Source organism: Mesorhizobium sp. M7A.F.Ca.CA.002.04.1.1, from assembly GCF_004022805.1.
Taxonomy (GTDB): Bacteria; Pseudomonadota; Alphaproteobacteria; order Rhizobiales; family Rhizobiaceae; genus Mesorhizobium; species Mesorhizobium ciceri.
Window position 1 is genome coordinate 1 of sequence record NZ_RZPL01000015.1, and the last position, 20,604, is coordinate 20,604.

25 protein-coding genes are annotated in these 20,604 nt (G+C 61.5%); 3 read left to right on the forward strand and 22 right to left on the reverse strand.

Annotated features, from left to right (window positions below; genetic code table 11):
* From ENZ75_RS01705 to ENZ75_RS01725, 5 genes are all read right to left on the reverse strand, one after another.
* Positions 1–345, reverse strand: a 345-nt coding sequence (locus ENZ75_RS01705) for an MBL fold metallo-hydrolase (RefSeq protein ID WP_128277873.1), incomplete at its 3' end; no start/stop codon positions are given.
* 34 nt (positions 346–379) lie between these two features.
* On the reverse strand, positions 380–1,120 hold the full coding sequence (locus ENZ75_RS01710; RefSeq protein WP_013532066.1) for an ATP-binding cassette domain-containing protein: 741 nt from the start codon (positions 1,118–1,120) through the stop codon (positions 380–382).
* Positions 1,089–1,913: an ABC transporter permease gene (locus ENZ75_RS01715; RefSeq protein WP_027162619.1), complete on the reverse strand. Its 825-nt coding sequence runs from the start codon at positions 1,911–1,913 to the stop codon at positions 1,089–1,091. The genes ENZ75_RS01710 and ENZ75_RS01715 overlap by 32 nt, the downstream gene beginning before the upstream one ends.
* Positions 1,910–2,896 carry an ABC transporter substrate-binding protein gene (locus ENZ75_RS01720; protein WP_063167846.1) on the reverse strand — a complete coding sequence of 329 codons (987 nt, stop codon included), beginning with the start codon at positions 2,894–2,896 and terminating at the stop codon, positions 1,910–1,912. Before ENZ75_RS01720 ends, ENZ75_RS01715 begins: the two co-directional genes overlap by 4 nt.
* A gap of 33 nt (positions 2,897–2,929) precedes the next feature.
* The gene (locus ENZ75_RS01725; RefSeq protein WP_013532063.1) at positions 2,930–3,139 is read right to left on the reverse strand and encodes a hypothetical protein; all 210 of its coding nucleotides are present in this window, start codon (positions 3,137–3,139) and stop codon (positions 2,930–2,932) included.
* Between the two features lie 363 nt (positions 3,140–3,502).
* Here ENZ75_RS01725 and ENZ75_RS01730 point away from each other — a divergent pair, with 363 nt between their 5' ends.
* Positions 3,503–3,883, forward strand: a complete 381-nt coding sequence (locus ENZ75_RS01730) for a cytochrome c family protein (RefSeq protein WP_024504374.1) — start codon at positions 3,503–3,505, stop codon at positions 3,881–3,883.
* Positions 3,884–3,930: 47 nt separating this feature from the next.
* Here ENZ75_RS01730 and gph read toward each other — a convergent pair whose 3' ends face one another.
* From gph to ENZ75_RS01780, 10 genes are read right to left on the reverse strand one after another with little or no spacing between them, the layout of a single operon-like run.
* A complete protein-coding gene (gene gph, locus ENZ75_RS01735; RefSeq protein ID WP_013532061.1) occupies positions 3,931–4,632 on the reverse strand; it encodes a phosphoglycolate phosphatase in 702 nt (233 codons plus the stop codon).
* A complete protein-coding gene (locus ENZ75_RS01740; protein ID WP_013532060.1) occupies positions 4,629–5,186 on the reverse strand; it encodes a thioredoxin family protein in 558 nt (185 codons plus the stop codon). The genes gph and ENZ75_RS01740 overlap by 4 nt, the downstream gene beginning before the upstream one ends.
* 21 nt (positions 5,187–5,207) lie before the next feature.
* Positions 5,208–5,894: a ribulose-phosphate 3-epimerase gene (rpe, locus tag ENZ75_RS01745; RefSeq protein ID WP_063167847.1), complete on the reverse strand. Its 687-nt coding sequence runs from the start codon at positions 5,892–5,894 to the stop codon at positions 5,208–5,210.
* Between the two features lie 58 nt (positions 5,895–5,952).
* Positions 5,953–6,879, reverse strand: coding sequence for a CbbX protein (cbbX, locus tag ENZ75_RS01750; protein WP_198032116.1), 927 nt, complete (start codon positions 6,877–6,879; stop codon positions 5,953–5,955).
* 19 nt (positions 6,880–6,898) lie between these two features.
* Positions 6,899–7,333: a ribulose bisphosphate carboxylase small subunit gene (locus tag ENZ75_RS01755; RefSeq protein WP_013532057.1), complete on the reverse strand. Its 435-nt coding sequence runs from the start codon at positions 7,331–7,333 to the stop codon at positions 6,899–6,901.
* A gap of 18 nt (positions 7,334–7,351) precedes the next feature.
* Complete coding sequence (locus ENZ75_RS01760) at positions 7,352–8,845, reverse strand: ribulose-bisphosphate carboxylase large subunit (RefSeq protein ID WP_013532056.1); 1,494 nt, start codon at positions 8,843–8,845, stop codon at positions 7,352–7,354.
* A gap of 21 nt (positions 8,846–8,866) precedes the next feature.
* On the reverse strand, positions 8,867–9,946 hold the full coding sequence (gene fba, locus ENZ75_RS01765) for a class II fructose-bisphosphate aldolase (protein WP_063167848.1): 1,080 nt from the start codon (positions 9,944–9,946) through the stop codon (positions 8,867–8,869).
* Positions 9,947–9,957: 11 nt separating this feature from the next.
* A complete protein-coding gene (tkt, locus tag ENZ75_RS01770; RefSeq protein ID WP_063167849.1) occupies positions 9,958–11,970 on the reverse strand; it encodes a transketolase in 2,013 nt (670 codons plus the stop codon).
* A gap of 10 nt (positions 11,971–11,980) precedes the next feature.
* Positions 11,981–12,853: a phosphoribulokinase gene (locus ENZ75_RS01775; protein WP_013532053.1), complete on the reverse strand. Its 873-nt coding sequence runs from the start codon at positions 12,851–12,853 to the stop codon at positions 11,981–11,983.
* A gap of 8 nt (positions 12,854–12,861) precedes the next feature.
* Positions 12,862–13,908: a class 1 fructose-bisphosphatase gene (locus ENZ75_RS01780; protein WP_013532052.1), complete on the reverse strand. Its 1,047-nt coding sequence runs from the start codon at positions 13,906–13,908 to the stop codon at positions 12,862–12,864.
* Between the two features lie 123 nt (positions 13,909–14,031).
* On the opposite strand from ENZ75_RS01780, the gene ENZ75_RS01785 reads away from it, so the two are divergent.
* Complete coding sequence (locus ENZ75_RS01785; RefSeq protein ID WP_013532051.1) at positions 14,032–14,970, forward strand: LysR family transcriptional regulator; 939 nt, start codon at positions 14,032–14,034, stop codon at positions 14,968–14,970.
* 201 nt (positions 14,971–15,171) lie between these two features.
* Positions 15,172–15,372, forward strand: a complete 201-nt coding sequence (locus ENZ75_RS01790) for a hypothetical protein (RefSeq protein WP_013532050.1) — start codon at positions 15,172–15,174, stop codon at positions 15,370–15,372.
* 16 nt (positions 15,373–15,388) lie between these two features.
* Here the strand turns inward: ENZ75_RS01790 and ENZ75_RS01795 are convergent, their stop codons facing one another.
* The 7 genes from ENZ75_RS01795 to ENZ75_RS34550 form a co-directional block, all read right to left on the reverse strand.
* Complete coding sequence (locus ENZ75_RS01795; RefSeq protein WP_244514294.1) at positions 15,389–15,964, reverse strand: hypothetical protein; 576 nt, start codon at positions 15,962–15,964, stop codon at positions 15,389–15,391.
* Between the two features lie 53 nt (positions 15,965–16,017).
* Positions 16,018–16,854 (reverse strand): ABC transporter permease, encoded by an 837-nt coding sequence (locus ENZ75_RS01800; protein ID WP_050580490.1) that lies wholly within the window; start codon positions 16,852–16,854, stop codon positions 16,018–16,020.
* Between the two features lie 35 nt (positions 16,855–16,889).
* A complete protein-coding gene (locus tag ENZ75_RS01805) occupies positions 16,890–17,678 on the reverse strand; it encodes an ATP-binding cassette domain-containing protein (protein ID WP_063167850.1) in 789 nt (262 codons plus the stop codon).
* Positions 17,679–17,735: 57 nt separating this feature from the next.
* Positions 17,736–18,179, reverse strand: a complete 444-nt coding sequence (locus ENZ75_RS01810) for a hypothetical protein (protein WP_013532046.1) — start codon at positions 18,177–18,179, stop codon at positions 17,736–17,738.
* A 29-nt stretch (positions 18,180–18,208) separates the two neighbouring features.
* Complete coding sequence (locus ENZ75_RS01815) at positions 18,209–19,180, reverse strand: YVTN family beta-propeller repeat protein (RefSeq protein ID WP_013532045.1); 972 nt, start codon at positions 19,178–19,180, stop codon at positions 18,209–18,211.
* 21 nt (positions 19,181–19,201) lie between these two features.
* A complete protein-coding gene (locus ENZ75_RS01820) occupies positions 19,202–20,431 on the reverse strand; it encodes an ABC transporter substrate-binding protein (RefSeq protein WP_063167851.1) in 1,230 nt (409 codons plus the stop codon).
* Positions 20,313–20,604, reverse strand: a 292-nt coding sequence (locus tag ENZ75_RS34550; RefSeq protein WP_206617008.1) for a hypothetical protein, incomplete at its 5' end; no start/stop codon positions are given. The genes ENZ75_RS34550 and ENZ75_RS01820, both read right to left, overlap by 119 nt.

The following is a 20,604-nucleotide window of genomic DNA, read 5'->3' on the forward strand; positions in this document are numbered from 1 at the left end:
GTCGGGGTGCATGTGGGTGTTGACCAGGAAGCGAACCGGCTTTGCGGTTACCTTTCCGATCGCGGCGAGAAAGGCGTGCGCCTCGATCAGGCTGCCACCGCTGTCGATGACGGCAACCGCATCGGTACCGATGACGGCGCCCAGATTGCAGATCGCACCGTCGTTGGCGGCGGTCATCAATTCATCCGTGCCCTGGAAGGCGAAGACGCCGTCGGCGATCTGCCTGAGCGAGAATCCCAGGTTGCCAGCCGCGGCTCGTCCGAGGCAGCACGGCATCAAGGCGGCGCTGGCGGCGGTACAGGCGAAGCCACTCACAAGCCTGCGTCTTAGCCGATCGATCGACATGAAGGCCTCCGATATGCATTTCACCTGCAGGCGATCAGGTGACGTCCGGAAATCTATGATGGAACGACCGCAGAAGGTCGCTCATCACCTGCGAATTGCGATGTTGCCGTGGCAACCGTACGTCGAACACGCCGAGCACATGGGTTGGCCGCGGCGCGAGCACGATGATGCGGTCCGAGAGCATCAGTGCCTCGCGTAGATTGTGGGTCACCATCAAGGCGGTCGTGGGCCGTGCCGACCACACGGTCAAAAGCAGATGCCGAAGCCGCTCGGCGGTCTGTTCGTCGAGCGAGACAAAGGGTTCGTCCAGGAAAAGCACCGCCGGCTCCGTGGCGAAAGCCCTGGCAAGTGCTGCCCTGCGCGCAAGGCCGAGCGACAGTTCGGCAGGATAGAGCGAGCGCATGGCCGCGAGGCCGAGCGTGTCGAACAGCCCGTCGAGATTTTTCGCCCTCAAGCTTTTCGGCAACGCCAGCCTGACATTCTGCTCCACCGTTCGCCACGGCAGCAGGGTCGGTTCCTGGAATACGGCGGCGATGCGGTTCGAACCTCCTTGCGGCAACTGGAAGGAGCCGGAAAAGTCTTTGTCCAAGCCAAGCAGGATACGCAGCGTCGTGGTCTTGCCGCAGCCCGACGGTCCAAGCAAGCAGGCGAATTCGCCTTGCCGGACCTCGAAGGAAAGGTCCTGAAGCGCCGTGATCGAGACGCCTCGCGCGGACCTGAAGGTCTTTTCGGCGATGTCGACCTTAAGCGGGACGACGGCGCCAACGGGTTGCATGTCGTTCAACGGGCTGCACCAGGAGAAGTTCAATGACAAGCATCACCGCCACGAAAGCCAGCGTGTAGGCAAGAATGGCGGCGACATCGAAAAGCTGGAAATAGAGATGGATCTGGAAGCCGACACCGTTCGAGCGGCCGAGCAGTTCGACGACCAGGACGATCTTCCAGATGAGGGCGATGCCGGATCGCGACGCGGCGGCAAGATAGGGCTGCAATTGCGGCAGCAGGATATGGCGGATGCGATCAAGGCGGCCGAAGCGATAGACGGTGGCCATCTCGGCATAACTTGGATCAAGCGTCCTGGCGCCTTCACGCATCGTCACCACGACATTCGGGATCTTGTTCACCGCCACCGCGCCGATCGCCGCCGCCTCGTTGAGGCCGAACCAGATGTAGCCGAGGACGATGACCACCAGCGCCGGGATGTTGAGGAACAGGATCACCCACGGGTTGAAAAAACGGTCGACGCGACGATAGCTGCCGAGCAAAACGCCGATGACGGATCCGATGATCATTGCGACGATATATGCTGCGGCGACCCGGCCGAGGGTCACGCCGAGATGGTAAAAGAGGTCGCCGCTCGCAGCCTCCCTGAGAAGCACCTGCCAGACCTGCCCAGGTCCTGGAAAGGCACGGCTTGGCCAGACGCCTGCCGCAAGGTTCCACAGCAGGCAAAGCCCGAGCAGGGAAACCGCTACGGTCAGCGCGGGCGCCAGTGCCGTCGCCAGGCTGCGTCGGCCGGACATGCTCGGCGGGGCATCACGCGTGCCGTCGGTTTCCGATGCGGTCATTTCCAGGGTTCCTGCCAGAATGTGCCGGGCGCCATCTCCGCCGCGCTGCCGACCAGCTTCGCGCCGCCGATCGCCGCCAGCACATGGTATAGCCTGCCGGCGTCAGCCGCTTCCTCGGCGACCGACCGTCTGGGAATGCCCTGACGATAGCGATCGCGCAGTTTTTCCAGTTCCTTGCCTTCCGCGCGAATGATCGGCGCCAGACGCAGCCATTCGTCATCGGATCTGGCCAGCAAGTCTTTGGCTTGCGCGGACGCCCTCACGAACCCCCTGACGGCATCGGGGTTCTCGTTCGCCCATTGGTCATGGAAGACGTAACCGAGCGCCGACACGGGTCCCAGAGCCCCAAGCGTCTTTGCCGCGTCATTCACGCCGATCAATCGACGGAAGCCATTGGCCTCGAGACGGGCGCAAAAATGCCAGAAATTCAGCACTGCATCGAGTTCGCCCTGTATCGCCTTTTCCGAAATCAGCGGCGGCGCGCCAAAGACGATGTCGCTGGTTGCCGACAGGTCGACGCCGAGATCGCGTCTGGTCAGCGCTTGTATCAGCAGCCAACTCTTGTCGAGCGGGCCGCCGGCGACGCCGATCTTCTTGTCCTTGAGATCGGCGACCGTCCGGATCGGTGAACCCTCCTTCACCATGATCGCGCCCACGGCGGTGGAATAGGGGAACAATGTGAGGTCGCCGCCTTCGGAGCGCTGGCGCGAGACCCACAGCCAGTCGGAAACGATCATGTCGATCGCGCCAGCCTGCATCGCGACGTTGGTTGCATCCTCGCCGGCGAAGTCGATGATCTCCAGATCGATCCCGTTCGCGGCATCGAACTTGTGCTGCCGTAGCGTATCGAGTTCCCAACTCACGGTTCCAAACTTCAGCACACCGAGGCGAATCCTGGCTGCCGCAACGGCTGGCCTGGTAGCAAGAACAGCGGCTGTCCCGAGAACCGCCAGACGCAACGTCATGCGCCGTGAAACCATCATGACACCTCCTCCCCAGGGTTCCGCGCTGCCAAATCAGATGGCTCGTTCCTTGCTCGGAAATGCGCATTTCCAGCGCATGACCTTGAGGGTCGGGTGTTCTTGAGACCATTTCGCGATTTCGCTGGGGGCAAGGAACATGCATTGGAACAGGGTGCCGCGGCTCTCGAAATAGAGATGTTCGTCTCGGCAATTGCTCGGATTGGCGCTGAGGCAAACCGTCAATATGAGATCGACCATGTCCATTCAGCACCTCTTGCGCGTTCCCAAACGCCCATCTCGGCGAGTCCAGCCCAACCAGGAGCCAGGACAAAACCGCCACTTGCCGGATTTCTCAAGGTGCCAATGGAGAAACCGGAATGAGGTCAAGCTACGCGCTCGCCCAATAGCCGTCAACAAAGACGAATGGACAGGATCCTTGAGCACCCAGGCCTCTAAACCTTTGTACGATTGACTTTCACAACATGCCGATTAGCTTCCAGGTGACGTGGCGCGGCTCCACGGGAGAAGCGGAATTTCCACGCCACCGCGTAAGGCGCATGCCGACGGATCAAAGGATCGGCATGCACAAATCGTCCAGGGCACCCAGACGATCAATGAGGAAATACCATGCGCGCAATCGCATTTTTCGCAGTCATGTCCGTTGTGCCCTTCATCGCGAGCCAATCCCAGGCACAGGACGCGGCGGCGGGTGAGAAGGTCTTCGCCAAATGCAAGGTCTGCCATGTCGCCGACCAGGACAAGAACAAGGTCGGCCCGTCGTTGAACGGCGTCATCGGCCGAACAGCCGGCACGCACCCGGGGTTCAGCTATTCTCAGGCGATGGTCGCGGCAGGCAAGTCCGGCGTCAAATGGGATGAACCCACGCTGAAGACTTACCTTCACGATCCCAAGGCCATGGTCAAAGGAACAAAGATGGCGTTTGTCGGCCTCAAACAGGACGAAGACATCGCCAATGTCATCGCCTATCTGAAGCAATTCTCGAAATAGCGCGCCGCCGGCCGTTCGAACTTGCGTTCGGCCGGCGTTCGCCTCGATCACGCATCGGCTTGCAGCCCCTGCATTGCCGAAGGCAGATCGAAAAGGCTGTCGCAAACAAGATCGGCGCCAAGCTCTTCCACCGGAATGTGGCTGTAGCCGCCACGCAGCAGAATGACGGGCATGCCGGCGGCGCGTGCGGCGCCCAGGTCAGCGCCACTGTCTCCGACCAGCAGCGCGTCACCCGGGTCGACGCCTAGTTGTGCCAACGCCAGCAGCAGGGCATCGGGCGCCGGTTTCAGGTATGTCACCGCGTCTCCGCCGACGATCGCACCGAAATATTCCGTCAATCCGAAATGAAGCAGGATTTCGCGGGTCGCCAACTGCGGTTTGTTGGTTGCCACCCCCATGCTTACTCCGCCCAAATGAAAGTGGGTGAGGGCCTCCCTGACGCCAGGCATCAGCCTTGTCAGGCCGGTCAGGTGCCGGCGGTAGATAGGCGCCATGACGCGGTTTGCCTCATCGAGAGCGTTGCCGAGCAGTGGCGCTCCCGATGCCGCGAAGGCTCGCTCGATCAGTTTCCTGACACCGCCGCCGATCATGGCCTTGACCCGGTCCAGGCGCAGCGGCGGCAGATCGCGGCTGGCCAGCAATTCGTTGACGGCGGCCGCTATGTCCGGTGCCGAGTCGACCAGCGTGCCGTCGAGGTCGAACAGGATCGCCTTCGGCGATCGAAGCGGCCTACCTGCGCCGACGTTCATGCGTCATCCTTCCACTTGATCGAGCAGCCGATCGAGGCGACCTGGTCCAGCGGCCCGTCGCCGGTTCGGGCAACCTGCTTCATCGCCTCGAACAGATCGCGTCTCAGCCCGGGCGCTCCGGCTTCTCGTCGCGAGGCGTCCAGCCGACCGCGATATTGCAATCCCAACTCGCTGTTGAACCCGAAGAAATCGGGAGTGCACACCGCCACGTAATCGCGCGCTACAGTTTGGCGCTGGTCGTGCAGGTAAGGGAAGCTGAAGCCGTTCGTCGTGGCGAAGAGCTTCATTTGGTCGAAGGAATCCTCCGGGTAGGTGTCGGCATCGTTCGAGTTGATTGCGACAAAGCCGATACCTTCGGCCTTGAGGTCGTTGGCATCGCGCACGATACGTGAAATCACCGCCTTCACATAAGGGCAGTGATTGCAGATGAAGGCCACGACCAGGCCGTTCGGGCCGGCCTGGCTGAGGATCGAATGCGACCTGCCGTCGACGCCGGGCAAAACGGCATCGATCGCGCGCCAGCCGAAATCGCAGACAGGGGGAACGGCCGCCATGCTTGCCTCCGATGAAATGGTTTACGCGGCTTTCCGGATCGCACCGTCGGCCGCCTGTCGGATGGTTCCAATGTTGGCGCGGTAGGCCGCCTCGGTGCCCCCCTTGAACACGGCCGACCCGGCGACCAGCACATTGGCGCCGGCCGCGGCGACCAGCGGGGCGGTTTCGGCCGTGACGCCGCCATCGATTTCGATGTCAATCGGGCGGTGGCCAACCAATGCCTTGATTCGCCTGATCTTCTCGATGACCGCGGAAATGAAGGCCTGGCCGCCGAAGCCTGGATTGACCGTCATCAGAAGCACCAGATCGAGCCTGTCGAGCACATATTCGATGACGCTCTCCGGCGTCGAAGGATTCAGCGATACGCCGGCCTTCTTGCCGAGATTTTTGATCGCCTGCAGGGAACGATCGAGATGCGGCCCGGCCTCTGCATGCACCGTGATGATGTCGCAACCGGCGTCGGCGAAGGCGGCCAGATAGGGGTCGGCCGGCGCGATCATCAGATGGCAGTCGAAGATTTTGTCCGTTCGGTCGCGGATCGCCTTGATCACCGGCGGACCGAAGGTGATGTTGGGCACGAAGTGGCCGTCCATCACGTCGAGATGGATCCAGTCGGCACCCGCCCGCACGACAGCTTCGACCTCGTCGCCGAGCCGCGAGAAATCCGCGGAAAGCACGGAGGGTGCGATGATTGTCCCGGTGACCATGGTCGTCGTCTCCAATTCTGTCTGCGGTGTTGGTCGCTGCGCCGGCCGCTTCGTCGTGTCAGCGCATCTTCGTCTCCGGTTCGCCTTCCAGTTTCCCTTCCGCGAACACGCGGCTGCCGCGAATGTCGGATTCCTCGATGGTGATAAGATCGGCCTTGGTCAACACCCGGCTGCGCGATGCGAAAAGCCGGTTGGCCTGCCGCAGCCGCGCCCGGTCGAGCCCATTGCGAACCGAACGCGCGTTGGAGAAATGCGGCAGCCTCATGCGGATCGGAAGATACTCTTCGAGCGCCTGGGACGCCGCCTCGCTGAGGCGATAATTCTGCTCCGCGAGCATAATCTCGGCGATCGATTTCAGTTCGCTGACGCCATAGTCAGGGAAATCGAGGTGGTGGGCGATGCGCGAACGCATGCCGGGATTGCTGTCGAAGAAGCGGTCCATCTTGTTCTTGTAGCCGGCAAGGATCACAACCAGATCGTCACGGTTGTTCTCCATGCACTGCAGCAGGATTTCGATCGATTCCTGGCCGTAGTCGCGTTCGTTCTCTGGCTTGTAGAGATAGTAGGCCTCGTCGATGAAAAGCACGCCGCCCATGGCACGCTTGATCACCTCGCGGGTCTTGGGCGCGGTGTGGCCCACATACTGGCCGACGAGATCGTCGCGAGTCACGGCGACCATGTGGCCTTCGCGGACATAACCCAGACGATGCAGGATTTCGGCCATCCTCAGCGCCACCGTGGTCTTTCCGGTGCCAGGATTTCCCGTGAAATTCATGTGCAGCGTCGGCGCGCCCGATGTCAGTCCGAACCTGCGGCGAAGCCGGTCGACCAGGAGGAGGGCGGCGATCTCGCGGATGCGGGTCTTGACCGGCTTCAGGCCAACGAGTTCTCGGTCGAGCTTGTCCATCACCTCGTCGATGTTGGACGCCTCGAACTCGGCCTGCAGATCAACCGTCGCGTCTTGTGCGGCAGCGTCCTTTGTCATCGCGTTCAGCATGGTTCGGCTAGCTCCGCTCGCCTTCGGGCCTGTCGGTCGCATAAGGCACGATCGAATAACCCTGGCTGCGGCCGTCACGCTCCTGGCGCAGCAGCCGGAACCCGGGTTCGCTGGGCGGCCGGTTGACAATGAACGACATGCGCGGCGCTTCCCAGCCTTTGGTCGAATCGAAGGCGGTTACCCGCACATACATGTTCGGACAGGCTTTCCGGCAAGCATTGACCTCGAGCAGTATGCCCGCCGGATCTTTCAAGTCGAACATGGGGTTGCCGTACATTTCCCAATAGGTGTTTCGCGGATGCGGATCGTCCGTGTACTCGACGCTGACCGCCCAATGGTTCTTCAGCGCGTATTTGATCTGCGCCGAAATCTGCTCGTCGGTCAGGTCGGGCAGGAACGAGAACTGCCCCTGTGTGACCTTGTTTCCCGGATTGGTCATCATGACGACGGTTCCTTTCGTCTAGAAGCTGGGCGTTGCGGTTGGCACGAAGTCGGCCGTGTCGGTCGATTCGTAGTTGAAGGTGACGTCCTTCCAGGTCTCCAGGGCAGCCTTCAGCGGCGTGCACCATCTGGCCGCCTGTTCGAGGATCTTGGTCCCTTCGCGCAAATAATCGCGCCCCTCGTTGCGGGCCAGGATCATCGCTTCCAAGGCGACGCGATTGGCCGTCGCGCCTGCCTGGATACCGTCCGGATGGCCGATCGTGCCGCCGCCGAACTGCAGGATGACGTCCTCGCCGAGATAGTGGATCAACTGGTGCATCTGGCCGGCATGGATGCCGCCCGAGGCAACGGGCATCACCTTGTTGAGCGAGGCCCATTCCTGATCGAAGAACAGCCCGGTTTCGAGGTTCTGCGGCGTGCGCTCCTCGCGCAGCGTGTCATAAAATCCCTTGATCATGAGCGGGTCGCCTTCCAGCTTGCCGACCACCGTGCCGGCATGGATGTGGTCGACGCCGGCCATGCGCATCCATTTGCAGATGACGCGGAAATTCATGCCGTGGTTCTTCTGGCGCGAATAGGTCGAGTTGCCGGCACGGTGCAGGTGCAGGATCATGTCGTTGCGGCGTGCCCACTTGGCCATCGACTGGATCGCCGTGTAGCCGATGACCAGATCGATCATCACAATGCAGGAGCCAAGTTGCTTGGCGAATTCGGCGCGCTCGTACATCTCCTCCATCGTGCCGGCGGTGACGTTGAGATAATGGCCCTTGACCTCGCCGGTGGCGGCCGACGCCTTGTTCACGGCCTCCATGCAGTAGAGGAAGCGGTCGCGCCAATGCATGAAGGGCTGCGAGTTGATATTCTCGTCGTCCTTGACGAAGTCGAGGCCGCCCTTCAGCGCTTCATAAACGACGCGCCCGTAATTGCGTCCCGACAGGCCGAGCTTCGGCTTCGTCGTTGCGCCGAGCAGCGGCCGGCCGAACTTGTCGAGCCGCTCACGCTCCACCACGATGCCGGTCGCCGGCCCCTGGAAGGTTTTGAGATACGCCACCGGGATACGCATGTCTTCCAGCCGCAACGCCTTGACTGCCTTGAAGCCGAACACATTGCCGATGATCGATGCGGTCAGGTTGGCGATCGAGCCCGGCTCGAACAGGTCGAGGTCGTAGGCGATGTAGGCGAAGTACTGTTGCTCGGTCTTGGTTCCGGGACCGGTGTTCGGCACCGGCTCGGATCTGAACGCCTTGGCGCGATAGAGCTCGCAAGCTGTCAGCCGGTCGGTCCACACCACGGTCCACGTCGCGGTGGAGGATTCACCGGCGATGGCGGCTGCCGCCTCCTCGTGGTCGACACCGGGTTGCGGCGTGATCCGGAACATGGCGATCAGATCGGTTTCCTTGGGCCTGTAGTCAGGCTCCCAGTAGCCCATCTTCTTGTAGGGGATGACCCCTGACTTGTAGCGCTCCTTGCCTTCCTTGAGCGTCCCCGCTGGCAGTATGTCGATCTTGTTCATGACAGGTCTCCTGTTTGTTGCTCAGGCGGCTTTCGCGGTTGCGATTTGGGGGTCGAGTTTTCCCGCGGCGTAACGTTTCGCCATCTCGTCCATGGCGATGACCTTGATCTTCGAGGCGTTGGACGCCGTACCGAAACGCTCGAAGCGGTCCCGGCAAAGGTCGCGCAAGGCATCCATGGCGGGCTTCAGGAATTTGCGGGGATCGAACTCGCGCGGGTCTTCCGTCGCGACGCGGCGGAACTGCCCGGCCATGGCCATGCGGCAATCGGTGTCGATATTGACCTTGCGCACGCCGTAGCGGATGCCGCGCTCGATCTCCTCGACCGGGACGCCAAAAGTCTGGGGCATCTCGCCGCCGTATCTGTTGATGATGTCCTGCAACTCCTGCGGCACAGAGGAAGAGCCGTGCATGACCAGATGCGTGTTGGGCAGCTTCTCGTGGATCGCCTCGATCACCTGCATGGCCAGGATGTCGCCGTCCGGCTTGCGGGTGAATTTGTAGGCACCGTGCGAGGTGCCGCAGGCAATCGCCAGCGCGTCGACTTGGGTTGCGGTCACGAAGTCGACCGCCTGATCGGGATCGGTCAGGAGCTGGTCGTGGGAGAGCGCGCCCTCGGCGCCGTGGCCATCCTCGGCCTCGCCTTGGCCGGTTTCCAGCGAGCCGAGCACGCCCAGTTCGCCTTCGACGGAAGCGCCGACCCAATGCGCCATACGTGCGACGCGTTCGGTTATGGCGACGTTGTAGTCGTAGCTTGCCGGCGTCTTGGCGTCCGCCATCAAGGATCCGTCCATCATCACCGAGGTGAAGCCGTGGCGGATCGCGGAAAGGCAGGTGGCCTCGCTGTTGCCGTGGTCTTGATGGATGCATAGCGGGATGGTTGGGTGGATTTCGGTCAGCGCCTCCATCATCTTGGCCAGCATGATGTCGTTGGCATAGGTCCGGGCGCCACGCGAAGCCTGGATGATGACAGGCGCGTCGCAGGCCTTGGCCGCTTCCATGATGGCGAGGCCCTGTTCCATGTTGTTGATGTTGAATGCCGGTACGCCGTAGCCGTGCTCGGCGGCATGGTCGAGAAGCTGGCGAAGGGTGATGCGAGCCATTGTGAATCCTCCTAGATGATGAGCTTCAGCGCCGCTGCAGCAACCGCTTCGGACGTTATGTTGAAATGCCGGTAGAGGTCGGGGGCAGGGGCGCTGGCGCCGAAGCCGGTCATGCCGACGAAAGCGCCGGTCTCGCCGATCCAGCGGTCCCAGCCCAGCCGGGCTGCCGCTTCGACCGCGACGCGCGGCGCCGAGCCGAGGACGGCCTTGCGGGTGGCTCTTTCCTGCTCCTCGAAAAGCTCCCAGCACGGCATCGACACGACGGCGGCGGCGACGCCATGCTCGGTCTCCAGCCTTTCGGCGGCAGCAACCGCGATCTCGACCTCCGAGCCGGTGGCGATCAGGGTGACGGCACGGTGCTCGGCTGGTTCGCGCAGGACGTAGGCACCCTGGCGGGAGCGGTTCTCGTCACTGTGCGACCGACGCAGCATCGGCAGGTTCTGGCGCGACAGCACCAGCACGCTCGGCCGATCCTTGCTCTTCAGCGCGAGTTCCCAGCACTCCGCCGTTTCGATGACATCCGCCGGACGGAAGACGTTGAGATTGGGCGTGGCACGCAGCATCGCCAGGTGCTCGACCGGCTGGTGCGTCGGGCCGTCCTCGCCGAGGCCGATGGAATCGTGTGTCATCACATAGATGACGCGCTGGCCCATGAGCGCCGAGAGCCGCATCGCGCCGCGCGCATAATCGGCGAAGCACAGGAACGTACCGCCATAGGGCACGAACCCTCCATGCAGCGCGATGCCGTTCATGGCGGCCGCCATGCCGTGTTCACGAATGCCGTAGTGAATGTAGCGGCCGGCATAGTCACTCGGCGCAATGCGGTTCATGCCCTTGGTGATCGTCAGATTCGAGTGCGTCAGATCGGCCGAGCCGCCGACGGTCAATTCCGTTGCGCCGTTGATGGCCTCCAGCACCATTTCGGAGGCTTTTCGCGTCGCCACCTTGGTTGCCTTCTCGACATGTTCGCGACGAAAGGCTTCGAGCGCGTCGAAGACCGTGTCGGCCAGTTCGGCGGCGACGGCGTTTTCAAAAGCCTCGCGTCGCGGCGAGGCGGCAAGCCGCTGCTCCCAGGCGCGCCGCATCGCTTCGCCGCGACCGGCAATCTCGCGCCAGGCGAAAAGGATATCATCCGGCACCTCGAACGGCGCGTGGGCCCAGCCGATGTTTTCGCGTGTCGCGGCGATCTCTGCTTCACCCAGCGGTGCGCCGTGCGTCTTTTCCGAACCGCCGAGATTGGGGGCACCCATGCCGATCACTGTGCGGCAGGCAATCAGCGATGGCCGATCCGACCGCCGCGCCGCCTCGATTGCCGCGGCGACTGCTGCCATGTCGTGCCCGGCGACACTTTGGACATCCCAGCCGGCGGCCTTGAAGCGCGCCGGCTGGTCCATCGACGTGGAGAGGGAGGTCGGCCCGTCAATGGAAATCGCATTGTCGTCCCAGAAGACAATCAGGCGGGAAAGCTTCAGGTGACCAGCGAGATCTATCGCCTCGTGACTGATTCCCTCCTGAAGGCAGCCGTCGCCCGCAATCACATAGGTATGATGATCGACCAGATCGGCACCGTAGCGGGCGGCAAGCATGCGTTCCGCCAGCGCCATGCCGACCGCCGTGGAAATGCCCTGTCCAAGCGGTCCGGTGGTGGTCTCCACGCCAAGCGCATGGCCGTATTCCGGATGTCCGGCGGTGCGGCTGCCCAGCTGCCGAAATCGCTGCAATTCCTCGACCTGCATGTCTTCGTAGCCGAGCAGATGATGCAGCGCGTACTGCAGCATCGAGCCGTGGCCGGCTGAAAGCACGAAACGGTCACGGTCGGGCCAGTCCGGTCTCGACGGATCGATATTGATGAAGCGGTTGAACAGCACCGTTGCGACATCGGCCATGCCCATCGGCATGCCGGGATGACCCGAATTCGCCTTTTGGACGCTGTCCATCGCCAGCGCGCGAATGGCGTTCGCCATGTCGCGCTCAGAGACGAGAGCGGTTGTGGTGACGGGCTTCAGTGCTGTTTGGCTGGTCATTGCATCCTCCTCACGACACACGGCTCTTGCGTTCAACCAATTGCAGGATGAGCGGCGTCAGGATCAGCTGCATGGCAAGATCGAGCTTGTTGCCTGGCACCACGATGGAATTTGGCCGCGACATGAACGAGTCGTGGATCATCGACAGCAGATACGGAAAATCGATGCCGCGCGGATTGGCGAAGCGGATAACCAGCATCGATTCGTCGGGTGTCGGAATCCAGCGCGCGATGAACGGGTTGGACGTATCGACGATCGGCACGCGCTGGAAGTTGATGGCGGTCTGCGAGAATTGCGGGACAATGTAGCGGACATAGTCGGGCATCCGGCGCAGGATCACGTCCATCACCGCCTCGGTGGAATAGCCGCGTGTCGAACGGTCGCGATGGATCTTCTGGATCCATTCGAGATTGATGACCGGCACGACGCCGATCTTGAGATCCGCATGCTTGGCCAGATTGATCGTGTCGGTGACGACACAGCCGTGCAGCCCCTCGTAGAAGAGCAGGTCGCTGGGAGCGAATTCGCGCCATTCGGTAAAGGTTCCCGGTGGCGTGCCGTGCTGCTTTTCCTCTTCCTCATCATGAATGTAGGTGCGGGTCTTGCCGGTTCCGCGACGGCCATATTCCGCGAACACCTCTTCGAGAATTCCGAGTTCGTTGGCCGCGGCATTGAAATGGGTGAAGTTCGGGTTGCCGGCCTTTTCCTCCTCGGCCACCTTTGCCTTCATCGCCGCGCGGTCGTAGCGGTGAAATGCGTCGCCTTCGATGAAAGCGGCCTCGATGTTCTCGCGCCGGAAAATCAGCTCGAAGATGCGCTTGACCGAGGTCGTGCCGGCGCCCGACGACCCGGTGATGGTGATGATGGGGTGCTTGGCTGACATGGTGCAGCTCAGGCTCTGAACAGGCCGCGGCGGCTGAACAGCGGCGCACGCTCACCGATGTTGCTCGGCTCTGTGTGGTAGCGCGTGATGCGCGCGACTTCCCGCGCCGACCCGAAGATCATCGGCACGCGCTGATGCAGGCTCTCGGGCTCGATTTCCAGGATGCGGGTGATCGCGTCGGTGGCGGCACCACCAGCCTGCTCTATGAGATAGGCGATCGGGTTGGCCTCGTAGACGAGGCGCAGCCGTCCCTGACCATAGCCCTTGCGCCGATCGCCGGGGTAGAGAAAAACGCCGCCGCGCATCAATATGCGGTAACAGTCGGCGACCAGAGAGGCGATCCAGCGCATGTTGAAATCCTTCTCGCGCGGTCCTTCGGTGCCCTCCAGGCAGTCGTCGACATAGAGCCGCACAGCCTCGTCCCAGTGCCGGTAGTTGGCGGCGTTGATGGCGAACTCCTGAGTGCGTTGCGGAATGATCCGGCTTTCATAGGCCTGGACGAAGGTGCCGAGCCTTGTCGAGAAGACGAAGACATGCGTGCCGCTGCCGAGCGACAGGACGAGTGCCAGCTGCGGCCCATAGATGAAGAAACCGGCGCCTAGCTGGTTCACGCCCGCCTGCAAGAAAGAGGCGGCCGGATCAGCGTCCGGCGCGCCAGTTGCGGTCAGGAGCGAGAAGATCGTTCCGATCGACACGTTGGTGTCGATGTTGGAAGAGCCGTCGAGCGGGTCGATCGCAATGGCGAGTGGCGCTTGCCTGTCGAGCAGGACTGGCTGCTCCAGCTCCTCGGAGGCGTAAAGCGCCACCGGCGCACGGCGCATGGCGTCGAGGAAGATGTCGTCGGAGAAGACGTCGAGATCCTTCTGGACGTCGCCGTCGGCATTGGCGCCACGGGTCTCGGCAAAGGCGGCGCCGAGCACCCCTTGGTTGATGGTGTTGCGGACCTTGATGGCGGCCTGTGTCAACTGACGGACGGTCGTCACAACGGCCGAGCGGAATTCGTCTGGCTGGCCGAGATAGGAGTTCAGAAAAGCGTCGAGCGTTGCCGCTGGCATCGTAACCTCCCCTCCGGCCGCATCTCCTCGGAGCGGCTGGACTGGAGGAATGGAAACAAACGTCACACGATAAGTAAAATTCAATAACTTTACCTGGTCAGTAAAAATAACTTAGTATGCGACATGAGAAACCTCACGCTCAAGCATTTCAAGACCGTCCAGGCAATCATCAAGTGCGGCAAAATTGTCAGCGCAGCCAAGATGTTAGGCCTGTCTCCTCCAGCGCTGACAATCCAACTGCGACAAGTGGAGGAAGAATTCCAGCTGGCTCTGTTCGACCGAACGTCGGACGGCATGCGTCCCACTGCCGCAGGTCTGGCTTTCGTCGAGACAGCGCAGGTTATCGAGGAGCATCTCGGTTTGCTCGAAGACAAGATGGATGCCATCAAGGGCGTACGCACCGGCAGCTTGAGGCTCGGCGTCGTTTCCACAGCCAAATATTTCGCGCCGCGGCTGATGGCTGCGTTCATGAAGGACCATCCCGACATCGACATGCGGCTTGCCATCGGCAATCGTGCCCAGACGATCGACAACCTCAGGAACCACGACATCGATATCGCGCTGATGGGGCGTCCGGCGAAAGAGGTTCCGGTGCGTGCTTCGGTCTTCGGTGATCATCCGCTGGTCATCATCGCGCCGCCCGACCATCCCTTGGTGGCGGCGCGCGATATCTCCAAGGAGCGGATTGCCGAGGAGCATTTCCTTATTCGCGAGCCCGGCTCCGGAACCCGTATCTCGTTGGAAATATTCCTGAGCGACGTGCCTGGGCGCATCGACGACCTCGGTGTCGAGATGGCCTCGAACGAAACGATCAAGCAGGCGGTGATGGCTGGTCTGGGCATCGCCTTCATCTCTGCTCACACCATCGCTGCGGAAACCGAGGCAGGCCGGCTTGTCATCCTCGACGTTGTCGGCATGCCGATCCGCCGACAATGGTTCTCGGTGATGCGAACCGATCACGCAATCTCGCCGGCGATGGCCACATTCAACGATTTCCTGATGCGCAAGGGCGCAATGTACCTGCCCCTTTTCGGAAAGCTGTATCCAGACAAGGCTGGATGACACTGCACGAGCGCAACGGATGAAAGTCCGGTGGAGAACGCCCGCGCTCGTTGGTATTATATAAGCGATATGTTATGTTGCAGTGCGAAAGAGCGGGGGCCACGTCCTTTCACACCGTAAGCGATCTGTATGTGCAACCCCTGCAGACTGTTCGGAACTCTCCCGGGTATGGGTTCGGGAATTCGATGGGGAAAAGGGGTAATGCTTTACACACTCGTTATGATGGTCTGCCTGACGGATGGACCGCGGACCTGCGAACAACGCGAGGAAATGGTAGACGGTCTGGCGATGAATCCCGGGACTGCCTTCATGCAGGCGCAGCCGCTGGTGGCAAGGTGGATCGAGACGCATCCCGGTTATTTCGTGCAGCGCTGGCGTGTGCTGCCTGGCAGAGAGTCGTGAGACAGGCGGCCAAGGTCTATTTCTTCACGATGAGCGTTTCCGAGACAGTCTTCGACAACTGGTAAAGCCGCTGCTCGATTATCGTCGGCACATCGCAGACATAAGTCAGCGACTGGACGCGTTCGTTGAAAATTCGCGTCGCGAAATTCAGTTGATCGGTTCGCCGTTCTACTTCGTCCGGATCCGCATCGGCCTTGGCGCGCAGCGCGTCCACTTCGGATGCTTCCTTGCGCAACTGTGCCGCCATTTCCAGCTGTTTGTGGGCATAGCGGGAGATGCCGGAGATCACGTGCGAACGCTCGGCGTCCATGTGATCGAACATTCCCTGCACCAGCATCGTCATTTTGGTTGCGACCTGCTCGGGCGGTAGGGAAGTCGCGAAATCCTTGATCTCCTTCTGGGCTTGTGCAATCGGCGTCCGCCGGGCCGCCACAGCATCGACAAGCGCCGACACGCCTGGATCCTTCGCCCAATCCTTCGCGGTCGCCGGAAGCTCCGGCCCATTCCAGATCTGGCCAAGCGAGAGCTGTGGCACCTTACGCTGCATGCAGGGCCAGTCGGGATCGGTGTTTGCCGCGGCGGCGCCCTCCATCGACGCAAGCGTGGTGACCAGAACCAGAGTGTGAACAAGTCTCATTCGCGCCATCAGGCGTTTCCTCCCATGTCCTGTTTGCGGATCACCAAACCGCGCGAAGGGTCGTATGCGATGATGGCGCCGCCCAGGAACAGCAGCGTGCAGCCGGCGACGACGCCCAGCGACAGCCATTCGATCTGCCCGTAGAAGGCAAAACGGATCAGTTCGACGGCATAGGTGAACGGGTTGCAGAGGCAGATCTTGTAGAGCAGGGGGCTCGCCTCCTGGATGCGCCACAAGGGATACAGCGCCGGAGACGCGAAATAGCCGGGAAAGATGACGAAGTTCATGATGCCGGCGAAGTTTTCAAGCTGCTTGATCAGCGAAGACAAGAGCATGCCGAGCGCGCAAAGCATCATGCCCGACAGGAACAGTGCCGGCAGAACATAGAGATAGCCGAGTGGCGGCGCTTTGACGCCCCACAACCAGGCAACGATCAGGAACGCGTAGACCTGCACGATCGATACGGCCACACCGGCCAGCATCTTCGACACCAGCAGGAACCAGCGCGGAAACGGGCTGACCAGCAGGATGCGCATGTTGCCCATCTCGCGGTCGTAGACCATCGACAGTGAAGACTGCATGCCGGAAAACAGCAGGATCATGCCGCAAAGGCCCGGCGTGATATAGACCTCGTAGAGCACATAGGTCTTGTAGGGCGGGATGATCGACACGCCAAGCACCTGGCGAAAGCCGGCCGCGAAGATGAACAGCCAGACCAGCGGCCGGACCAGCGAGGAAATGAAGCGTTCGCGCTGGTGCAGGAAGCGCAGGCACTCGCGCAGGACGACGCCTTTCAGGCAAATGAGATAGTGGCGCAGGCCGAATGGCTCGGACCGCACCGGCATGATGCCGGCGACCTTTCCGGGCATCGAAGGGGCGCTCATGGCGACGTCTCCGTCATGCCCGCCGCATCGACGCGGCTGAGCTTCGAAAAGGTTTCGCGAATCGAACTTCCGCCGTTCGCACGGATCACATCCGACACCTTGCCGCTGGCGACCAGGTCACCCCGCCGCAGTATGATGACATGGTCGGCGTCTTCGACTTCGTCGATCAGATGCGTGGCCCAGAGCACGCCGATGCCCTCTGCTTGGACGAGCTTGCGGATGGTGGCGAGGATGCCCGCGCGAGATTCGATATCCAGGCCGACGGTCGCCTCGTCAAGCAGGAGCAGGGAAGGTCGGTGCAGCAGCGCCCTGGCGATTTCGATGCGCCGCATCTGACCGCCGGAGAGGCTGCGTGCCTTGTCATGCTGGCGGCCCTGCATGTCGACCGTTTCCAGCAGCGCGGCAATGCGCTGGCGAGCTTCGCGTCCGCCAATGCCATGCAACGAGGCATGGTAGGAGAGATTCTGGTAGACGCTGAGGTCGAGATCGAGCGTGCGTGCCTGGAACACGATGCCGACCCGCCTGAGTGCTTCGCCGGACGCGCGGCGAATGTCATGGCTGAAGATGCGGATCGATCCGTGACGCGTGTCGTAGAGGTGGCTTATCAGTGAGAACAGCGTCGTCTTGCCGGCCCCGTTGAGGCCGAGCAGAACGGTGAAAGTCGCCGGCGCGATCGAGAAGGAGACGTCGTTGAGCGCCCGCTTCTGGCCATAGGAATGGCTGACGGCTCGGACATCGAGCGCCGCCACCTCGTCTCCCGGTCCGCTTGTCCTCATATGCTGCATACCGGATCGCTCCTTCAGGACGCGTTGGCCTATTGGCGCCCCTGATCGCCTTTTGTCTTACTTGATCGTAATCTTGCCCTTCAGTCCCTTGTCGGCAAGGTCGGGAACCGACCAGGTATATTCGCCCGGGCGAACGGTATGGAACTGCACCTGGATCGTTCCCGCGTCGTCGAATTCCAGCCAGGCCGGTCCGCCGTCCATATGCACTTCCAAATCGTTGATGACGATCTGGTCCATCCAGACATTGCGGAAGAGATCGGTCACGAACTTGTACTCGAAACCGCCCTTGGACGTGATCTTCCAGCGATAGCCCTGGCCGGCGATCAGCTCGAAGTCCTTCTGATTGACCGCATAGGTGGAATCGGCCGAACCGATAATCAATTCCGGCAGGTTCTTGCTGGCACGCGACGGTTTTGACGTCGCATCGTCGGCGTTTGCTACGATCGGAGCAAGGACAAATCCGGCGAGCGCGGCGAAGAAAAACCTACGGCAAAGTTTCATGTCTTGAGCCTCCCGATGATCAATGTCTGCTATTTGGGCGAAATGACCACACCCCAGGGCTGCTGGCCCACAGTGAGCGATTGGACCGGCTCGTCGGTGGCCGTGTCGATGAAGGTGATATCGTTGGAATTGCCATTCGTGGTGATCAGCGTTTTCTGGTCGGGCGTGAAGGCCAGATGCCAGACGCGCTGGCCGACGAGGATGTATTTTTCCACCTCATAAGTGTCGGTATTGATCACCGCGACATGGTTCGCCGGGCCGAGCGCGACATAGGCTTTCTTGCCATCGGCGCTGATGGCGATGCCTACCGGCTGGATGGTTTCGGCCCGCAGTCCCTGAATCGCGAACTGGATCTTCTTCACCACTTCGCGTTTGGCGTTGTCGATGACGCTGACGGTGCCGCCGACCTCGGCGCTGACCCAGACCTGCGAGCCGTCGGGCTTGAATTCGGCGAAGCGAGGGCGCGTGTCGACCAGCACATTGTCCGTCACCTCATGCGTGCCGGTGTCGATGAAATGCGCCATGCTGGTGGTTTCCGAGGTGTTGACCATGGTCTTGCCGTCGGGGCTGACACCCATGCCTTCCGGCTCCACGCCGACTGGTATCTCGGCCAGGACCTGCTTGCTTTCGACGTCGATGGCGGTGACGAGATTGTCGTCCTCATTGGCGACATAAAGCGTCTTGCCGTCGGGCGAGAGGACGAACAATTCGGGATCGGGGCCGGATGGCAGCGTACCGACGATTTCAAGTGTCGCGGTGTCGATGATTTGGATCGTGTCGTCATCGCTGGCGCATAGATAGACGAATTTGCCGTCATGCGAGATGGTGATGCCGCGAGGTCTCTGGCCGACTTCGACGGTCTTCACCACCTGCATCGTCGCCGTGTCGACGACGGTCATCGTGTTGTCCTTCTCGTTGGACACGTAAGCCGTATAGGCCGATGCCGGGCTGGCCGTGAAGCCGGCCGCGAGAATGGCGAATGCGCAAGCTCGTTTCTGCACGCAAATTCCTCCCGATTGACTCTACTTGAGAGCGCACTTCGTTTCCGGCTGATCGACACCGAGAGTGTCGAGTTCGGAGACCTGGTGAAGATAGCCCTCCTGTGGCGATGTCGAGACGACCGACTTGGTGTCGCCAAGCAAGATCGGCTGGCGAAGCTGGAGGTTCCATTTGCGGAAGGTCAGCTTCTGCCCCTTGAAAGCAGCAACCGAAAAATCGTCAGAGCGTATATAGTCGCTGATCTTTTTCGCATCGTCGCCCTTGGTGCGCGTGGTGGCCTCGCCGACCGCACGCACCGCGGTCCAGGCCGACATGTCTTTGGAGAGCATCCGCCGGCTCGTCGTCTTCAGGAAGCGGCTCTGCATCTGGATGCCGCCCCATTGTTCGCTGGCGGGATGCCATGACGATGCAACCAGACCGGCCGTGCCGGCGACCAGCCGCGGCGTCCAGGTGCGGTAGGGCACGTAGGTGCCGAAAACCTCGCTTTCGTCGGCGACAAGCACCACGTCATGCTCCGGCACGTCTTGCGTGAACACGGAAATCTGCTGCTGTATCTGCGTGGCGCCGGTGTCGGTGCGCCTGGCTGTGCCGGTATCCTTGAATTCCTTCTCGGCGACGATCTGGCCGCCGAAGCGGGTTGCCGCGCGGCGCAGCGCATCGGCGTAGAGATGATCCTGCTCATGCGATCCATAGAGCAGCACCCAATTCGGCCACTTCTTCACCATGAGATACTGCGCCAGCGCGTCGGCCAGCATGCTGCGCGTCGGCGCGATATGGAAAACGTTGATGCGGCAGTCCTCCTCGCGAAGGCTGTCGTCGGTGGCGCCGACGTTGAAGATCAGCACGCCTTTGTCGCGGGCGATGTCGGCGATCGACAGCAATTGTTTGGCTGAAAGATCGGCGACCACATAGCGGTCGCCCTTGGCGATCATGCCTTCGAATGCCTGAACCGCGTCGCCGTCGGGCTTGACCTCGGTCACGTCGAGGCTGAATTTCTGGTTGGTGAACTTTCCCGTCGTGTTGTTGTCGCCGATCGCCACCTCGGCGCCGGCGACACCTTCGTCACGTGGCGGCAGGTCGAGCATGGAAAGCGTCAATTGCGGTGCGTAGGCCCGCAAATAGCCTATCTTGATTTCAGTTATCTTTTTTTCCGGCTTCGCCACCGTTTCCTGGCCTGTCGCGTCGGAAACGTTGACGGTCAGGGAAAAAAAGCACAAAAAGGCAGCGAGAGTGCCTGGCACCGCGCTCGTCATCGATAGTAATTACCCATTCTTGCGCAGAGGTTCGACGGTTGCCGGACCCGCGCCAAGTCAAGGTGCCCATGATCAACTTAGCCGACCCGCAAAATTTATCAAACCCTATAGGACGACTTTTCGCGCCTGCCAGAACGGTGCGGAAGGTCGCCAGCATCGATTCGCATGGCAAC